This is a genomic window from Serratia sp. CY27727, assembly GCF_052169275.1.
In the GTDB taxonomy this organism is placed as follows: domain Bacteria; phylum Pseudomonadota; class Gammaproteobacteria; order Enterobacterales; family Enterobacteriaceae; genus Serratia; species Serratia sarumanii.
The window spans coordinates 259908-276110 of the sequence record NZ_JBJNLB010000003.1; the positions used below are offsets into that span (position 1 = coordinate 259908).

Here is a 16203-nt window from a genome sequence, read left to right on the forward strand (position 1 = left end):
TCCTGATTCTTGGGTTATTCCGTGATGCGCTTATATACCACCGGCGTCGCTTCCGGCGCCTTGTCGCTCAGCGTCATCGCGCTGCGCACCGCATCGGCCGCCTGCTGCCAGCTCTCTTCATCGTTGGCGTGGATCATCGCCAGCGGCTGCTGGGCATCCACTTTCTCGCCCAGGCGCGCCACCTCGGTCAGGCCAACGCTGTAATCGATGGCGTCGCTCGCCCGGCGACGGCCGCCGCCCAGCGCAACCACCGCCATGCCCAGCGCGCGGGTATCCATGGCGCTGACGATGCCCGGCTTTTCAGCATACACCGGCTTGCTCAGCGTTGCCGCCGGCAGATAGCTATCGTAGCGTTCGACGAAGTCTATCGGCCCCTGCTGCGCCGCCACCATGCGGCCAAACACCTCCGCCGCCTTGCCGTTGTCCAGCACCGCCTGCAGTTTGGCGCGCGCGTCGGCCTCGTCTTGCGCCAGGCCGCCGGACAGCAGCATTTCCACGCACAGCGCCAGCGTCACTTCCAGCAGGCGCGGGTTGCGGTATTCGCCGGTCAGGAAGCGCACCGCTTCACGCACTTCCACCGCGTTGCCGGCGCTGGAGGCCAACACCTGGTTCATGTCGGTCAGCAGCGCGGTGGTCTTGCAGCCCGCGCCGTTGGCCACGCCGACGATCGCCTGCGCCAAATCTTGTGACAGCGCATAGGTCGGCATAAAGGCGCCGGAGCCGACCTTCACGTCCATCACCAGCGCATCCAGCCCTTCCGCCAGCTTCTTGGCCAGAATGGAGGCGGTGATCAACGGGATCGAATCCACGGTGGCGGTGATGTCGCGGGTGGCGTAAAAACGTTTGTCCGCCGGCGCCAGCGAGCTGGTCTGGCCGATGATCGCCACGCCGACGTCCTGAATGATTTTGCGGAAGGCGTTATCGTCCGGGAAAATATTGAAGCCCGGAATGGCTTCCAGCTTGTCCAGCGTGCCGCCGGTATGCCCCAGGCCGCGGCCGGAGATCATCGGTACATAGCCGCCGCAGGCCGCCACCATCGGGCCGAGCATCAGCGAGGTCACGTCGCCCACGCCGCCGGTCGAATGCTTGTCGACGATCGGGCCGTTCAGCGCCAGGCTTTTCCAGTCCAGCACGGTGCCGGAATCGCGCATCGCCATGGTGAGCGCCACACGCTCCGGCATGCTCATGTCATGGAAATAAATGGTCATCGCCAGCGCGGCGATCTGCCCTTCCGACACCACGTTGTCGCGAATGCCGTTGATGAAAAAGCGGATTTCCGCTTCGCTTAACGGCTGGCCGTCGCGTTTCTTACGAATAATTTCTTGAGCCAGGAACAAGGCATCCCCCTGTGTCGCCGAGAGTCGGTGCAGACGGGCGCGCCTGGCGCCCGCCAACGAAATCGATCAGTAGCCGCCGCCGGCGGTCTGGGTCTGGTGGCCCAGCGCGGCCAGCAAGCTGGCCAGCAGGCTGGAAGCGCCAAAGCGGAAATGCCGCGCATCGGCCCAGCCTTCGCCCAGAATACGATCGGCAAGCTGCAGATAATGCAGCGCATCCTCTGCGGTGCGCACGCCGCCGGCCGGCTTGAAGCCCACCGTCTTCGCCACGCCCAGATCGCGGATCACCGACATCATCAGCTCGGCGCTTTCCAGCGTGGCGTTGACCGGCACCTTGCCGGTGGAGGTCTTGATAAAGTCCGCCCCGGCCTTGATGGCGATCTCGGACGCCTTGCGGATCAGATCGGCCTGCTTCAGCTCACCGGTTTCGATGATCACTTTCAGCAGCACGTTGGCCGCCTGGCAAGCCTGCTTGCACTGTTTCACCAGCTCGAAGCCGACCTGTTCGTTGCCAGCGATCAGCGCGCGGTAAGGGAACACCACGTCCACTTCATCCGCGCCATAGGCGATGGCCGCGCGGGTTTCCGCCAGCGCGATGTCGATATCGTCGTTGCCATGCGGGAAGTTGGTCACGGTGGCGATGCGGATATCCGGCGTGCCTTGCTCGCGCAGCGCCTTGCGCGCTACCGGAATAAAACGCGGGTAGATGCAGATGGCCGCCGTGTGGCCGGCCGGGCTATTGGCCTGACGACACAGCGCGATCACTTTCTCGTCGGTGTCATCATCATTCAGCGTGGTTAAATCCATCAAATTCAGCGCACGTTGCGCTGCTGCGGTTAATTCGGTCATAAAACTCTCCAACTGAGTACCTGGGTGTTGGCGAGCGGACTTGGTTCCATGAAGATAGCGCTGGGGAACGGCGTTCCCGCGGCGGCAACTGAGATCCTTCTCACCGCACATGGCCACCCGCCTTGCGGCCGGCCAGTAATAGCTATTTGAACACGAATGCCGGGGGCGATTCGCGCTCATCGTCACACTATATGAAATAGCACTGTAACAGACCGGAATTATATGTGAAGAACATCACAAAATAACGCGATATCGTTCACAAATTCGCTAAAGAAGCGGCTGAAGATCGCGGGTGCGGCACGCACCCGCGTTGCTTAGAGTATAGGCGGAGTCCCGCGATCGGTCGCGCCGTCGCGGGCCTCGGGATGGCTTACAGCGCCAGGAAGAAGCCGGCGATGGTGGCGCTCATCAGGTTGGACAGCGTGCCCGCCGCCACGGCCTTCAGACCGAAGCGCGCGATGTCGTGGCGACGATTGGGCGCCATGCTGCCCAGACCGCCCAGCAGGATCGCCACCGAGGAAAGGTTGGCGAAGCCGCACAGCGCGAAGGAGATGATCGCCTTGGTATGGGCCGACAGCACCTGCAGGCCTTCCGCCGCCACTACGTCGTCCGGACGCAGATAGGCGCCGAAGTTCATGTAGGCGACGAACTCGTTGACGATGATCTTCTGGCCGATGAACGAACCGGCGGTCATCGCCTCGCTCCACGGCACGCCGATCAGGAAGGCGATCGGCGAGAACACCCAGCCGAGGATCAGTTCAAGCGACAGCTGCGGATAATCGAACCAGCCGCCGATACCGCCGAGAATGCCGTTAAGCAAGGCGATCAACGCGATAAACGCCAGCAGCATCGCACCGACGTTCAGCGCCAGCTGCATGCCGGAGGCCGCGCCGGAAGCCGCCGCGTCGATCACGTTGGCCGGACGATCCTCTTCGGCGATCAGCTTCATCGCATCGTCTTTATCGTGGGTCTGCTCGGTTTCCGGCACCATCAGCTTGGCGAACAGCAGCCCGCCCGGCGCGGCCATGAAGGACGCGGCGATCAGGTATTCCAGCGGCACGCCCATCTGCGCATATCCCGCCAGCACCGAACCGGCCACCGAGGCCAGGCCGCCGCACATCACCGCGAACAGTTCTGATTGGCTCATGGTGGCGATATACGGACGCACCACCAGCGGCGCTTCGGTCTGACCAACGAAAATGTTGGCGGTCGCCGACAGCGATTCGGTGCGCGAGGTGCCCAACAGCTTTTGCAGCCCGCCGCCCAGCACGCGGATCACCAACTGCATGATGCCGAGGTAGTACAGCACCGCAATCAGCGAGGAGAAGAACACGATCACCGGCAGGACACGCAGCGCGAACACGAAGCCGCCGCCGCCGAACACCTCGAACATCTTGTCGGACACCAGCCCGCCGAAAATGAACGAAATGCCCTGATTGCCGTAGGCGATAACGTTTGCCACGCCGTTCGACATACTGCCGAGGATGCTGCGGCCCAGCGGCACATACAGCACCAGCGCGCCAATGCCGACCTGAATGATGAACGCCCACGCGACGGTGCGCAGTTTGATGGCCCGGCGGTTGCTTGAGAGCAGCACCGCAATGGCGATCAGCACCGCCATGCCGACTAGGCTCATGATGAGTTGCATGCAAAGTTTCCCTGTTGCAAAAAATAAAATACATCCCTGCTCATAAAGAGAGGTCTGCTATTGGAGAGTTTCGGGGGGATTATACTGAGCGAGGTCACTCTCGCACCGATTTATGTCACAAATGCATACAACGAGACGCAAATGAAAATCTTATAACGTGACACAGGTCACGTTATAACCTCATCAATCCGGCATGGCAAACAGCGCCTGAGCATTGCACTGCAGATGGGCGGCGATCTCGTCGGCCGGTTCCGGCCGCAGCTCGCACAGCGTTTGAAACACCTCGGCGGCGCGTTCGGGGCGATTCGGCTGTCCCTGATAGCCCGCCAGCGGCATGTCCGGCGCATCGGTCTCCAGCAACAGCGCCTCGAGCGGCAGCTGCGCCATCACGCCGCGCGTTTTCTGCGCCCGCTCATAGGTGATGGTGCCGCCCACGCCGATGTAATAGCCGAGGCGGATAAACGCCTGCGCCTGCGACAGGCTGCCGGCGAAGCCATGCACCACGCCGCGACGCGGCAGCTGCACGCGCCGCAGCGCCGCAGCCAGCTGATCGTGGGTGCGGCGCGAATGGAGGATCACCGGCAGGTCATGCTGTTTCGCCAGCCGCAGCTGGGCCAGCAGCACGCTTTGCTGGCGCTCGAACTGCGGGTTGTCCATATACAGATCGAGCCCGACCTCCCCCACCGCCACCAGCTTGCGCGGCCGTTCGGCCAGCAGCGCCGCCAGTTGCTCCAACTGCGGCCCATGATGCTGCGCGATATACAGCGGATGCAGCCCCAGCGCGGCGAACAGCGGCGCGTGATCCTGCGCCAGCCGCAGCACCCGCGCGAAGCGATCGGCGGTGACCGTCGGGACGATGATGCGCGTGACGCCGGCGCTTGCCGCCCGCACCAGGCTCTCGCCCTCATGCCCGGTAAAGGGCGGGAAATCGAAATGGCAGTGGGTGTCGGTAAAGGCATAGCTCACAGTGCGCCCCCTTCACCCGGCGGCAGATCGCCCGGCAGAATGATCTTCGGCGCCACCACCGCGGCCTCCGGCTGCGCGCCAAGATCGGACGGCATGACGATGTCGGTCACGATCGGCGAAGGCATTCTGACGTTCTCCGGCTGGATCAGGCGGCGCGACAGCGCTTTTTTCACCTTCATGCCGTCCGGCTCTGGCTGCGCCATCCACTGGCCGACGGTGGCCAGGAAATAGCGGCCGCAGCGGCGCCCCAGGTGATAATCCTGATTGAGCGACCCCAGTCGGCTGCCCAGTGCATTGCTGGCCAGCGGCTTCGGCGGGAAGATCTCGAAGATGCGCAGCTTGCCCGGCGGCTTCTCGATAAAGCGCTGGATGCGGTGATAGCTTTGCTCGTGATGCTGCAGGATACGCACCATCTGCTGCAAGCTGCTGTCGCTCAGCCAGTGCTCCATGCGCTTCATCCACTGCGGGGTGTAGTACATCTGCGAAGGCACGGTGCGGATCACCACGATGGTGTCGGCGCCGCGGCGATAGGCCTCTTCCACCGGGATCGCATCGCTGATGCCGCCGTCCTGATAGCTGATGCCGTCCAGCTCCACGCCCTGGCGATAGAAGCCGGGAATGGCGCTGGACGCCTTGATGGCCGGCAGCCAGCGCTCGCGCTGCGCCGGCAGATAGGTCGGTTCGAAATCGTCGCTGCGGCAGGCGCACAGCAGAAACTCGCGCCCGTCGGTAAAGTGCCGTTCCGCCACGTCCATCGCCAGCGGCATCTGCGCCGCCGCCGTATCAACCAGCCAATCGAGATCGATCAGATGCCCGCCGCGCACGAAGCGCAGCGGATTGAAGAATTGAGCCGAGGTGGTGTAACGGGTGATCACCCGGCGCGCGTAGCCCACCTGCCCGCAAATGTAGGCGGACAGATTCTGGGCGCCGGCCGACGTGCCGATCAGTAGGTCGAAAGGGTTAAAGCCCGCGCGCTGAAACTCGTCCAGCACGCCGGCGGTGAAAATGCCGCGCTGGCCGCCGCCTTCGCAGACCAGCGCCATCTTGCCTGGCCGAAAGGGCTTAGACGCCAGCGGTTCTATATTGCCGAGCGTGATGGGTATTCTGTATCCCAACTTGGCATCCTCAGTGAGACGTTTTCTCCGAGGATACCGCGTCTCGCTCTCTTCCGTAATCCTCTTGCAGCACGCCGGCGAGGAAATCATTGCTGCCGGCCAGCCAGACGCAATCGCTGCCGGACCATTCGGCCAATGCCTGCCATACCTGGCCTTTCAGCTGTTTCCAGCGCCCGACGATGATGTCGCTGTTCATGGCCGGCCCTCCCCGACGTGAGAAAAGGAATTAAGCTTTGTTACAGTTTGCAGGAAAATACCGGCCGGCTAAGGGCGCCGGCGGCCGGTGAACAGGCTGACCAGGAACAGGATAATGCCGACAACAAACACGATTTTAGCCGCCCAAGCGGCGGTGCCCGCCAGCGAACCGAACCCCAGTGCCGCAGCGATAAGCGCGATGACTAAAAAGATAATGCCCCAACGAAACATAAGCTTCTCCTTACCATTGTGAAAAAATTCGCTGCTGTCTACCGCCCCGACAACGGGGCGTCGACGGCAAATCAGTTTCTTTTTTTGGTGGTACATGTCGGGCCGCCTTCACGGCCCGACCGATACGGCTTGTTGTTACTTGTTACGGGCGCCTGGCGGGATTACGGCTTGACCACCAGGTCGTTTTTCACGCTTTTCACGCCGTCGATGGCCTTGGCGATGCTTTCCGCACGCTCAGACTGCGCCTGCGTTTTCACCTCACCGGAAAGCTGCACCACGCCATCGGTGGTTTCCACTTTCACATTGCGCGACGGCACGATGTCATCGGCCAGCAGCTTGGCTTTCAGCTCGCTGGTGGTGGCGGTGTCGCCGGCATACGATTTGATCGACTGGTTGGCTTCATCTTTCACGTGCAGCTTGTCGCTGACGGTCTTGACGCCTTCCACCTTGCCGGCGACAGCGACCGCATGCTCCGCCTGCGCCTGGCTGCCGACGAACCCGCTCAGGGTCACGGCGCCTTTTTCGGTTTTCACCGAAATGTCGGAACTTTTGATGGTTTTATCTTCCACCAACGCACTTTTAACTTTAGCCGTTATCGCGCTGTCATCCATGTAACCGTCAACTTTTTTCATGGAGCTATCGATTTTGGCACCGGCACTGTCCGCGGCGTTAGACGCCTTGTTGAGCAGACTCTCTTCGGCCAGCGCACTGCCGCTGACCAACACAGAACCCAATACAACAGCCATCAGCGAGTGTGCAAATTTGGTCTTTTTCATCGATCTCTTCCTTTTGTTGGGGGCTCACAACGCCAGAGCGCCGGAACCCTGCGGCCACCTTCACGCGGCCTTCTCGGTAAATACTTCATCATCGCTATACGATTAAGCGTTCACGACGGGAATATTGCAACGGCCGTGCCAACTCAAAAAAAACCTTAAAAATCAAAGAAAACAAATCAGACGTTGGATTTTTAGCCAAAAAACTGTCGCCTATTGACGACAGGCTAAGTCACACAAAACTGAAATATAGTTATCTCATTGATATTTAAAGACACTGACTGTCTCCTATCGGCAACACATCAGAATAACTCACCAAACAAACAACATATTACAGTGATTTACTCTCAAGCAATGTGCGGACATCCCGTTAAAGATAGACCATTAGACAGAAAATGCAGGCCGAACGAACATCGCCTGGTGTCCTAGGTTCGCAAGAAAAATATGAGGGAGGTTTATTAATTAGCGCAGTGGGAATAGGAGAGGCGTGCAGGGCGCACTGGGCGCCCTGCCGATTGATCAGTGTTCGCGCGTCTTGCGGAAGGTCACGTCAGGATAACGTTCCTGCGTCAGGTTGAGGTTCACCATGGTCGGCGCGATATAGGACAGGTTGTCCCCGCCGTCCAGCGCCAGGTTGATCTCGTTCTTGCGCTTGAACTCTTCGAACTTCTTCACGTCGTCGCACTCGACCCAGCGCGCGGTCGACACGTTGACCGACTCGTACAGCGCTTCCACGTTGTACTCGCTCTTCAAGCGCGCTACCACCACGTCGAACTGCAGCACACCGACCGCACCGACGATCAGATCGTTGTTGGCGATCGGACGGAACACCTGCACCGCGCCCTCTTCGGACAGCTGCACCAGCCCCTTCAGCAGCTGTTTCTGCTTCAGCGGATCGCGCAGGCGAATGCGGCGGAACAGTTCCGGCGCGAAGTTCGGGATGCCGGTGAACTTCATGTCTTCACCCTGGGTGAAGGTATCGCCGATCTGAATGGTGCCGTGGTTGTGCAGGCCGATGATGTCGCCCGGATAGGCTTCTTCCACGTGCGAACGGTCGCCGGCCATAAAGGTCAGCGCGTCGGAGATCACCACGTCTTTGCCGGTGCGCACCTGGTGCAGCTTCATGCCCTTCTCGTAGCGGCCGGAAACCACGCGCATAAAGGCCACGCGGTCGCGGTGTTTCGGATCCATGTTGGCCTGGATCTTGAACACGAAGCCGGTGAATTTCTCTTCCGCCGCCGTCACTTCGCGGGTGTCGGTTTTGCGCGGCATCGGCGCCGGCGCCCAGGCCACCAGGCCGTCCAGCATGTGATCCACGCCGAAGTTGCCCAATGCGGTACCGAAGAACACCGGGGTCAGCTCGCCGCTCAGGAAAGCCTCCTGATCGAACTCGTGGGAAGCGCCCTGCACCAGCTCCAGCTCATCGCGCAGCTGCGCCGCCAGATCTTCACCCACCGCCGCATCCAGCTCCGGGTTGTTCAGACCCTTGACGATGCGCACTTCCTGAATGGTGTGGCCTTTACCGGTCTGGTACAGGTAGGTTTCATCCTTGTACAGGTGGTAAACGCCCTTGAACAGCTTGCCGCAGCCGATCGGCCAGGTGATGGGCGAGCAGGCGATCTTCAGTTCGCGCTCGACTTCATCCATCACTTCCATCGGATCGCGGATATCGCGGTCCAGTTTGTTCATGAAGGTCAGGATCGGCGTGTCGCGCAGACGGGTAACCTCCATCAGCTTGCGGGTGCGATCCTCAACGCCCTTGGCGGCGTCGATCACCATCAGGCAGCAGTCGACGGCGGTCAGAGTACGGTAAGTATCTTCGGAGAAGTCTTCGTGCCCCGGGGTATCCAGCAGGTTGACCAGGCTGTCGCGGTACGGGAACTGCATCACCGAGGTGGTGATCGAGATCCCACGCTGCTTTTCCATTTCCATCCAGTCGGATTTGGCGTGCTGGCTGGAGCCGCGGCCTTTTACCGTACCGGCGGTCTGGATCGCCTGTCCGAACAGCAGCACTTTTTCGGTAATGGTGGTTTTACCGGCATCGGGGTGCGAGATGATGGCGAAAGTTCTTCTTTTGAAGACTTCGCGGGCAAATTCACTAGGAGACATGGTTTTCAGGTTCTACGGTTAGTCCGCCCTGCGACATCATCAGAACGCGCCGATCGCGGCGCCGGGCAAAGCGGTGAATAAAAGATAACAGCCGGGCATTTTCGCCGATTTGCCAACCGGTGACAATCAATGGATCCGATTTCCCGCTAACGCAGGCGGAAATCGGGGGGCAAAGCGGCCCAATGCCGACGCAATACCGATTTGTGATCGTCCGCCATCGGCAGGTTTTCCAATAATTCCGGCCACAAATTTCGCGCCTTGTCGATGGCATCCACAAGGTGCACACGAATCGCAGGCCAGGGAATATCGACCCGCTCAGCCCAGCGCTCGAAGGTTTGCATTGAGATCCTATCCCAGCGTTTTTCCTTCGCCATATTGAGCGCGGCCTCAGATTCACCAGGAATATAGGCCAACGTAGTGACGATGTCATAAGCGGGAGAAAGCCGAACATCGGTCTGGTTTGGATAGATCATGGACCAATTCTTTACGTGAGCATCGCCATTGGCGAGCAAAATATTCGCCAACAGACGGCGTGCCATTTGCTGCGCATCCGCTAAAGGTTCACTGCCATACTCATAGAGATAAGCCGCTATCTGATCGTAATTTTTACCGCGGTATTTATCGTGCGCGTAAATCTCGAATATCTGAGCAAAATCTTCTGCATGTACTCGCCCGTTTTCGCTGCGGTCAAAACGACGGATGGCATAAGCATAAGGTTCATCCGCCAAGCGAATATCAGGCAAGTGCTCAAGTCGTGTCAGCTCAACCAACTCAATATCAGGAATATCCACGCCGATGGCTTGCGCCAAGCGCATTGCCGTATATTCATTTTCAGGGAGATGACGATGGACCGTTGAAGGCGTTTTAATGATCCAGCTATCGGCGCCGACCTGAGAAGAAATGTTGAAGCGGCCCTCTTTGCGCACAGAGGAAAACTTCATTTGTACCCCTGCCAAAGAAAACTTTTGCGCCTCCACGCCAACATTAATTTGCACGGCTTCCAGCTCGCCGCGCGACGTTAACGCCCAGGCGGGTATGTCACTGGCGGCCAGCGGCCGGGCTTCAAGCGCTCCCGGCAGGTTTCCCCCGGCCCAGGCAATTAAGGGAAACTCCTCGTTCACATGGGCTTTCAACGACTGGGCCACCCAACCGCGCAGTGCGCCTTCGGGTAACAAATTGGATAAGACGGGCGGCAGGCGCTGCGATGACTGTAAAACTTGCTCAAGATACCCCGGGTGCGCCCTCTGCCTTAGCGTAAACAAGGGACGAGCATGCTCCGGCAAAGCGAGGTAGTGCGGATCAAAGGTCAGGATGTTTCTGCCGCCGCTGTAATGCGCCAGCACGCCAACACGCACGCCATGCAATATCAAGGCTAATGCCTGCACCGATTCAACCTGTCGCGGCCCTTTCATCAGCTAGTCCTCGAGATCTTTCAGTTTTTTTTCGAAATTATGCGGCTTACCGGCTTCCGGCGCGCGACTCACTTCCTGTTGCAGCAAGCACTCCACATCACGGGCAGGCTTTTTCGGCACGATGACATATTCCAAATCCATCGCCGCCAATATCCGTAGCAGCGTGCTTACCCGCATATCGCTACCCGTTTCAATACGCTGATATTGCTGTTGGGTCATGCCAATCTTCATTAAAAAGTCTTTTTGGCTCCAGCCCAACTCAATGCGTTTTTCTTTCAGCAACGCTGATATTTCTGATAATTTTCTCATCCGCACCTCCCAACTACGCATTGATTGTCTCACCAACAATAAACAACAAATTAGTTGTCGCCATGGCAAAAAACAACTTATTCGATGTAAATTAATCAGAAAACAACTTTTTAGTTGTAAAAGGAAAGGAAAACAATAAACAGGATGTGTTTAGATTACGCCAGCGGCAGCGCCATCACGATCGCGTCTTCGCGGCCGTGGGCGCTCGGGTAATAATTGCGGCGCACGGTAACCTCGTTGAAACCGAGATCTTCATACAGCGCGATCGCCGCCTGGTTGGAGGCGCGCACTTCCAGCCACAGCGTGACCACGCCGCGGCTCTCCAGCCGTTCAATCAACGCGTTGAGCAGCAGGCGGCCAAAGCCACGGCGCTGGTACTGCGGATGAATGGCGATGTTGAACAGCGTGGCTTCGTCCAGCACGATCTGCGTGATGGCGAACCCCGCCATCTCCCCGTCGGCGCTCAGCTTCAGGTTAAGGTAGCGATCGCCCTGATTGCTGGCGAAGGTGGTTTCCGTCCAGGGAAAAGCGTGGCTGGCTTGCTCAATGGTGAAGGCCGTGGCCAGGTCGGCCGCCGTCAGGGTAGAAATCGTGTTCATGATGACAAATCTGCTGCCAGAGGGCGCGTTTGGCCCCCGCGTCTTGGGAAAGCTCGGCCAGCGCCGGGCTGTGTAGCTGCGCGCCGGCGACCGCAAGCGGTTCCGCCACGCCCAGCCGCCAACTGTTGCATGCGGTCTCTTCAGGCAGCATCGCCGCCTGTTCCGGCGTCAGGCTGTAAGTTTGCGCCGGCGTCAGCCCCAGGCTGCGCAGCACGTCGCAAAACAGCGGATCGTCCGGTGCGGGCAGCATCTGCGCCACCACCAGCAGGCGCGCCTCGGGCGGCAGACTGACCGCCACTTCGCCCTGCAACACGCCCGGGCGGCGCAATGTCCACTGCGTAATACCCAGTTGTTGTAACAGCCAGTCGCGTTTTGATGCCATGCCGATTCCTACCCGTTGTGGTGCGCCATGCCTGCCATGCGCCGCGCTATGCTAACAAACCCGCGCAGCCCGCGCCAACAAACCCGTCGAACATATCGCCACAAAGCTCTATAATCCCCGGTCTCATTTCCAGGAGCCAATATCTGATGTCTGCATTAACCCCCGCCAGTGAAGTCATGCTGCGCCACAGTGATGAATTTATCGAACGCCGCGTGCTGTTTGCCGGCGACCTGCAGGACAGCCTGCCGGCCCAATTCGAGGCCGCGGACGTGCGCGTCCACACTCAGCAATACCATCACTGGCAGTTACTGAACCGGACGATGGGCGATAACGTGCAGTTCGGTTTGACCGTCGATCCCGCTTTCGTCGCCGACTGCGACACGCTGGTTTACTACTGGCCGAAGAGCAAGCAGGAAGCGCAATTCCAGCTGTGCAACATCCTGTCGCTGCTGCCGGTGGGCGTAGACGTGTTCGTGGTCGGTGAAAACCGCAGCGGCGTGCGCAGCGCCGAGCCAACGCTGGAAGGCCACGTTGCGCTGGTGAAAATCGACAGCGCGCGCCGCTGCGGCCTGTATCACGGCCGCCTGGACGCGCAGACCGAATTCGACCTGAACGACTGGTGGGACAGCTATCAGCTGCACGATCTGGAAGTGAAAACGCTGCCGGGCGTGTTCAGCCGCGACGGCCTGGACGTCGGCAGCTCACTGCTGCTGTCGACGCTGGAAAAACACATGAAAGGCAAGGTGCTGGACATCGGCTGCGGCGCCGGCGTGATGGCCTCGGTGATGGCCAAGCTGTCGCCGAAGGTGAAACTGACCCTCAGCGACGTCAACGCCGCCGCGGTGGAATCCAGCCGCGCGACGCTGGCCGCCAACGGCATCGAAGGCGACGTGATCGTCAGCAACGTTTACTCCGACATCACCGGCCGTTTCGACATGATCATCTCCAACCCGCCGTTCCACGACGGGCTGCAGACCAGCCTGACCGCCGCCGAAACCCTAATCCGCGGCGCGGTGAAACACCTGCCGATCGGCGGCCAGCTACGCATCGTCGCCAACGCCTTCCTGCCGTACCCGGACATTCTGGACGCCACCTTCGGCAGCCACGAAGTGCTGGCGCAGAACGGCCGCTTCAAGGTGTATCAGGCCACCGTCGGCCGCCCACCGCGCGCGCCGAAGAAGAAATAATTCGCCGTTGGCGGAAAACGACAGAGCGCGGCCTGAGGCCGCGTTTTTTTTTAGCCGTTGATATAGGTCATCGACTCGGCGCCGTAGCGATCGCCGGCCGCTGCACTCAGCGGAAACACCGCGTCTATCGCCGCCAGCTCGGCCGCGCTCAGCGTTATCTCCGCCGCCGCGACGTTCTCTTCGAGGTAGCGACGGCGTTTGGTGCCGGGGATCGGCACGATGTGCTCGCCCTGCGCCAACACCCAGGCCAGCGCCAGCTGTGAAGGCTTGACGCCCTTCTGTGCCGCCAGCTCACCCACCTTCTCCACCAGCGCCAGGTTGCGGGCGAAGTTTTCCCCCTGGAAGCGCGGGTTGCCGCGGCGGAAATCGTCCTCGGCCAGATCCTCCGGCCGCCGGATAGCGCCGGTGAGGAAACCGCGCCCTAACGGGCTGTAAGGCACAAAGCCGATGCCGAGGCGCTCACAGGCTGCCAGCACGCCCTGTTCGGCATCGCGCGTCCACAGCGAATACTCGGTCTGCAGTGCGGTGATCGGATGCACCTTGTGCGCCCGCTCCAGCGTGGCGACCGACGCCTCGCTCAGGCCGATATGGCGGATCTTGCCTTCGCGGATCAGATCCGCCATCGTGCCCACGACGTCTTCGATCGGCACCTGCGGATCGACCCGATGCTGATAATAAAGATCGATCTCTTCTACGCCCAAGCGCCGCAGACTGCCTTCCACCGAGCGCCGGATATACTCGGGCCGGCTGCTGACGCCGCGCGCCGAAGGATCCGCCGGATCGCGCAGGATGCCGAACTTGGTGGCCAGGAACACCTGTTGCCGTTTGCCCTTGATCGCTTCCCCCACCAATTCCTCGTTGGTGTGCGGGCCATACATGTCGGCGGTGTCGAGCAGCGTGACGCCCAGCTCCAGCGCCCGGTGCAGCGTGGCGATGGCTTCCTGCCGATCGGCGCCGGTGGAGTAGAAGTCGCTCATGCCCATGCATCCCAGCCCCAAGGCGGAGACGAGGGGGCCGTGAGAACCCAGTTTACGTTGTTGCATTGTGCTGCCCTCATGCGATGAACGGATAACGCAGCAAAGTCTGGTTGTTTACGCTACAAAGATAAATAATGCAGATTGCACATAACTGTTCAAAAATCACCAACAATCCGGAGTGGACATGGATCAGGTTCAAGCCATGCGCATTTTTATCCGCATCGTCGAACTGGGCAGCTTCAGCCGGGCGGCCGAGCGCCTGCAGCTGCCGCGCGCCACGGTCAGCAACGCGTTGAAACGGCTGGAGCAGCGGCTGGGCGTGCGCCTGCTGATCCGCACCACCCGCCAGGTGCAGGTGACCAGCGAAGGCAGCCTCTACTATCAACGCTGCGTACAGTTGCTGGGGGCGCTTGAGGAGGCGGACACGCTGTTCAGCCACCATAAGCTGCAACCGTCCGGCAAAGTGCGCATCGATATGCCCCATTCGCTGGCGCGCCAGATCGTCATTCCGGCGCTGGACGACTTTTACCGCCGCTATCCCGACATCACCCTGGCGCTGGGCGCCAACGACACCCACGTCGATCTGTTGCGTGAAGGCGTGGACTGCGTGCTGCGTGCCTGGGAAACCGAGGACGACAGCCTGGCGGCGCGGCGCATCGCCCAGTTGCCGCAGGTCACCTGCGCTTCCCCCGCTTACCTGCAGGCCTGCGGCACGCCGCTCGACATTGATAGCCTGGAGCCGCACCGCGCGGTAGGGTATTTTTCCCTGGCCAGCAACCGCGATTACCCGCTGGAATTCTGCCGCGGCGGCAAGGTGGAACTGCGCGAACTCCCCGCCCGGCTGAGCGTCAGTGGCGCCGACGCCTACATCGCCGGCGCGCGGGCCGGCATGGGGTTGATTCAGGCGGCGCGCTATTCGCTTGCCCCCTGGCTGGAACGGGGCAAACTGGTGGAAGTGCTGGCGGACACGCCGCCGCCGCCGATGCCGATTTACATCATGTATCCGCCCGGCCGTTTCCTGGCGCCACGGGTCAGGGTGTTGATTGATTGGCTGATTTGGCTGTTTGACCAGCGGAAAAGCGGCGATATGGCTGTTTTTCCAGCAAACGCCCGCAATGCGGGGAAATAACTGTTGACGTACCCGCCAAAATCTCTAGAATTCGCCTCCGTGGTAACGTTACTCCGGTAATGTTTCTGGTACGCGAAGGTGGCGGAATTGGTAGACGCGCTAGCTTCAGGTGTTAGTGTCCTTACGGACGTGAGGGTTCAAGTCCCTCTCTTCGCACCAAATAACCACATGATTTATATTGCACTCAGCATCGATGCGAAGGTGGCGGAATTGGTAGACGCGCTAGCTTCAGGTGTTAGTGTTCTTACGGACGTGAGGGTTCAAGTCCCTCTCTTCGCACCACGCTGGCGACGTAATATAAATCAAAGCAACAACATCGACTGTGCGAAGGTGGCGGAATTGGTAGACGCGCTAGCTTCAGGTGTTAGTGTCCTTACGGACGTGAGGGTTCAAGTCCCTCTCTTCGCACCAATTGATGATCTCTCCGATAGTCCCTTCGAAAAAATCCCAACGCATTGATGAACAACACGCCTAAGCGTGGTTTTGCCGTTTCCGGCGTTTTACCCGAAGCTGAAGTTGAGGCTGACCGCCGCCAGGCCACCCGCCAGCGCCATGCAGGAAGGCAGCAGCAGATAATGACGCAGCCGGCTGTTGAACAGCATCACCAGCGTCGCCAACATCGCTATCACGATCAGACTGCGCAGCTGCATCATATCCAGATCGATCAAGGCCAGCAGCGGCATCAGCGCGCACGGCAGCAAAACGCCCCAGGCGCTGGCCAGGCGATCGCCGAGGCACCAGCTGACGCCCCACAGCCCGCATGCGGCAATCATGGCAGTGAGCATGACAATCCCCTCAAGTGATAATGATAACCAATATCATATAACACTTTTTTGGCCGCCGCATCATTTTCGCTGCGATGACCAAACCCAGATGACACCAGCAGGAAAAAATGATAATTTGACATAAGAAAATTCCTAGTCCTGTTTGCATGATAATAATCACAACGGTCAACCATGCAATTCAAGTGGATATTTCGCGCCAAGGG

Annotated in this window: 17 protein-coding genes and 3 tRNA genes; 5 read left to right on the forward strand and 15 right to left on the reverse strand. The window is 59.9% G+C overall.

Features of this window, described 5'->3' with window-relative positions; translation table 11 throughout:
• Nucleotides 1-14: 14 nt before the first annotated feature.
• The 13 genes from deoA to ACJ8HB_RS10835 form a co-directional block, all read right to left on the reverse strand.
• Nucleotides 15-1337: a thymidine phosphorylase gene (gene deoA / locus ACJ8HB_RS10775; protein WP_033637024.1), complete on the reverse strand. Its 1323-nt coding sequence runs from the start codon at nt 1335-1337 to the stop codon at nt 15-17.
• Nucleotides 1338-1403: 66 nt separating this feature from the next.
• Entirely contained in the window at nt 1404-2183 is a 780-nt protein-coding gene (deoC, locus tag ACJ8HB_RS10780; protein ID WP_046898085.1) for a deoxyribose-phosphate aldolase, read from the reverse strand.
• Nucleotides 2184-2553: 370 nt separating this feature from the next.
• Nucleotides 2554-3831, reverse strand: a complete 1278-nt coding sequence (locus ACJ8HB_RS10785; RefSeq protein WP_033637021.1) for a NupC/NupG family nucleoside CNT transporter — start codon at nt 3829-3831, stop codon at nt 2554-2556.
• Between the two features lie 183 nt (nt 3832-4014).
• A complete protein-coding gene (locus tag ACJ8HB_RS10790; RefSeq protein ID WP_047569399.1) occupies nt 4015-4797 on the reverse strand; it encodes a TatD family hydrolase in 783 nt (260 codons plus the stop codon).
• Complete coding sequence (locus tag ACJ8HB_RS10795; protein WP_033649121.1) at nt 4794-5912, reverse strand: patatin-like phospholipase family protein; 1119 nt, start codon at nt 5910-5912, stop codon at nt 4794-4796. The genes ACJ8HB_RS10790 and ACJ8HB_RS10795 overlap by 4 nt, the downstream gene beginning before the upstream one ends.
• A gap of 10 nt (nt 5913-5922) precedes the next feature.
• Entirely contained in the window at nt 5923-6108 is a 186-nt protein-coding gene (locus ACJ8HB_RS10800) for a CsbD family protein (RefSeq protein ID WP_033649120.1), read from the reverse strand.
• Nucleotides 6109-6176: 68 nt separating this feature from the next.
• Nucleotides 6177-6338 carry a DUF1328 domain-containing protein gene (locus tag ACJ8HB_RS10805; protein WP_004857650.1) on the reverse strand — a complete coding sequence of 54 codons (162 nt, stop codon included), beginning with the start codon at nt 6336-6338 and terminating at the stop codon, nt 6177-6179.
• A gap of 161 nt (nt 6339-6499) precedes the next feature.
• Nucleotides 6500-7114 carry a molecular chaperone OsmY gene (osmY, locus tag ACJ8HB_RS10810; protein WP_033637016.1) on the reverse strand — a complete coding sequence of 205 codons (615 nt, stop codon included), beginning with the start codon at nt 7112-7114 and terminating at the stop codon, nt 6500-6502.
• Nucleotides 7115-7630: 516 nt separating this feature from the next.
• Nucleotides 7631-9220 carry a peptide chain release factor 3 gene (prfC, locus tag ACJ8HB_RS10815; protein WP_047569401.1) on the reverse strand — a complete coding sequence of 530 codons (1590 nt, stop codon included), beginning with the start codon at nt 9218-9220 and terminating at the stop codon, nt 7631-7633.
• 146 nt (nt 9221-9366) lie between these two features.
• Entirely contained in the window at nt 9367-10632 is a 1266-nt protein-coding gene (locus ACJ8HB_RS10820; protein ID WP_094859825.1) for a type II toxin-antitoxin system HipA family toxin, read from the reverse strand.
• A 3-nt stretch (nt 10633-10635) separates the two neighbouring features.
• Nucleotides 10636-10941, reverse strand: coding sequence for a helix-turn-helix domain-containing protein (locus ACJ8HB_RS10825; protein ID WP_047569402.1), 306 nt, complete (start codon nt 10939-10941; stop codon nt 10636-10638).
• A gap of 155 nt (nt 10942-11096) precedes the next feature.
• Nucleotides 11097-11540 carry a ribosomal protein S18-alanine N-acetyltransferase gene (rimI, locus tag ACJ8HB_RS10830; protein WP_033649119.1) on the reverse strand — a complete coding sequence of 148 codons (444 nt, stop codon included), beginning with the start codon at nt 11538-11540 and terminating at the stop codon, nt 11097-11099.
• The gene (locus ACJ8HB_RS10835; protein WP_047569404.1) at nt 11485-11922 is read right to left on the reverse strand and encodes a DNA polymerase III subunit psi; all 438 of its coding nucleotides are present in this window, start codon (nt 11920-11922) and stop codon (nt 11485-11487) included. The genes rimI and ACJ8HB_RS10835 overlap by 56 nt, the downstream gene beginning before the upstream one ends.
• 146 nt (nt 11923-12068) lie before the next feature.
• Here ACJ8HB_RS10835 and rsmC point away from each other — a divergent pair, with 146 nt between their 5' ends.
• The gene (rsmC, locus tag ACJ8HB_RS10840; RefSeq protein WP_047569407.1) at nt 12069-13109 is read left to right on the forward strand and encodes a 16S rRNA (guanine(1207)-N(2))-methyltransferase RsmC; all 1041 of its coding nucleotides are present in this window, start codon (nt 12069-12071) and stop codon (nt 13107-13109) included.
• Nucleotides 13110-13159: 50 nt separating this feature from the next.
• Here rsmC and ACJ8HB_RS10845 read toward each other — a convergent pair whose 3' ends face one another.
• Entirely contained in the window at nt 13160-14152 is a 993-nt protein-coding gene (locus tag ACJ8HB_RS10845) for an aldo/keto reductase (protein WP_033649117.1), read from the reverse strand.
• Between the two features lie 118 nt (nt 14153-14270).
• Between ACJ8HB_RS10845 and ACJ8HB_RS10850 the strand changes: the two genes are divergently transcribed.
• The 4 genes from ACJ8HB_RS10850 (at nt 14271) to ACJ8HB_RS10865 (ending at nt 15626) form a co-directional block, all read left to right on the forward strand.
• Complete coding sequence (locus ACJ8HB_RS10850) at nt 14271-15215, forward strand: LysR family transcriptional regulator (protein ID WP_047569411.1); 945 nt, start codon at nt 14271-14273, stop codon at nt 15213-15215.
• A gap of 72 nt (nt 15216-15287) precedes the next feature.
• A tRNA-Leu gene (locus ACJ8HB_RS10855) sits at nt 15288-15374 on the forward strand.
• 36 nt (nt 15375-15410) lie between these two features.
• Nucleotides 15411-15497 (forward strand) — tRNA-Leu (locus ACJ8HB_RS10860).
• A gap of 42 nt (nt 15498-15539) precedes the next feature.
• Nucleotides 15540-15626: transfer RNA gene (locus ACJ8HB_RS10865), tRNA-Leu, on the forward strand.
• Nucleotides 15627-15715: 89 nt separating this feature from the next.
• On the opposite strand, the gene ACJ8HB_RS10870 is transcribed toward ACJ8HB_RS10865, so the two are convergent.
• Complete coding sequence (locus tag ACJ8HB_RS10870) at nt 15716-16000, reverse strand: DUF1435 domain-containing protein (RefSeq protein WP_033637006.1); 285 nt, start codon at nt 15998-16000, stop codon at nt 15716-15718.
• Nucleotides 16001-16203 lie beyond the last annotated feature (203 nt).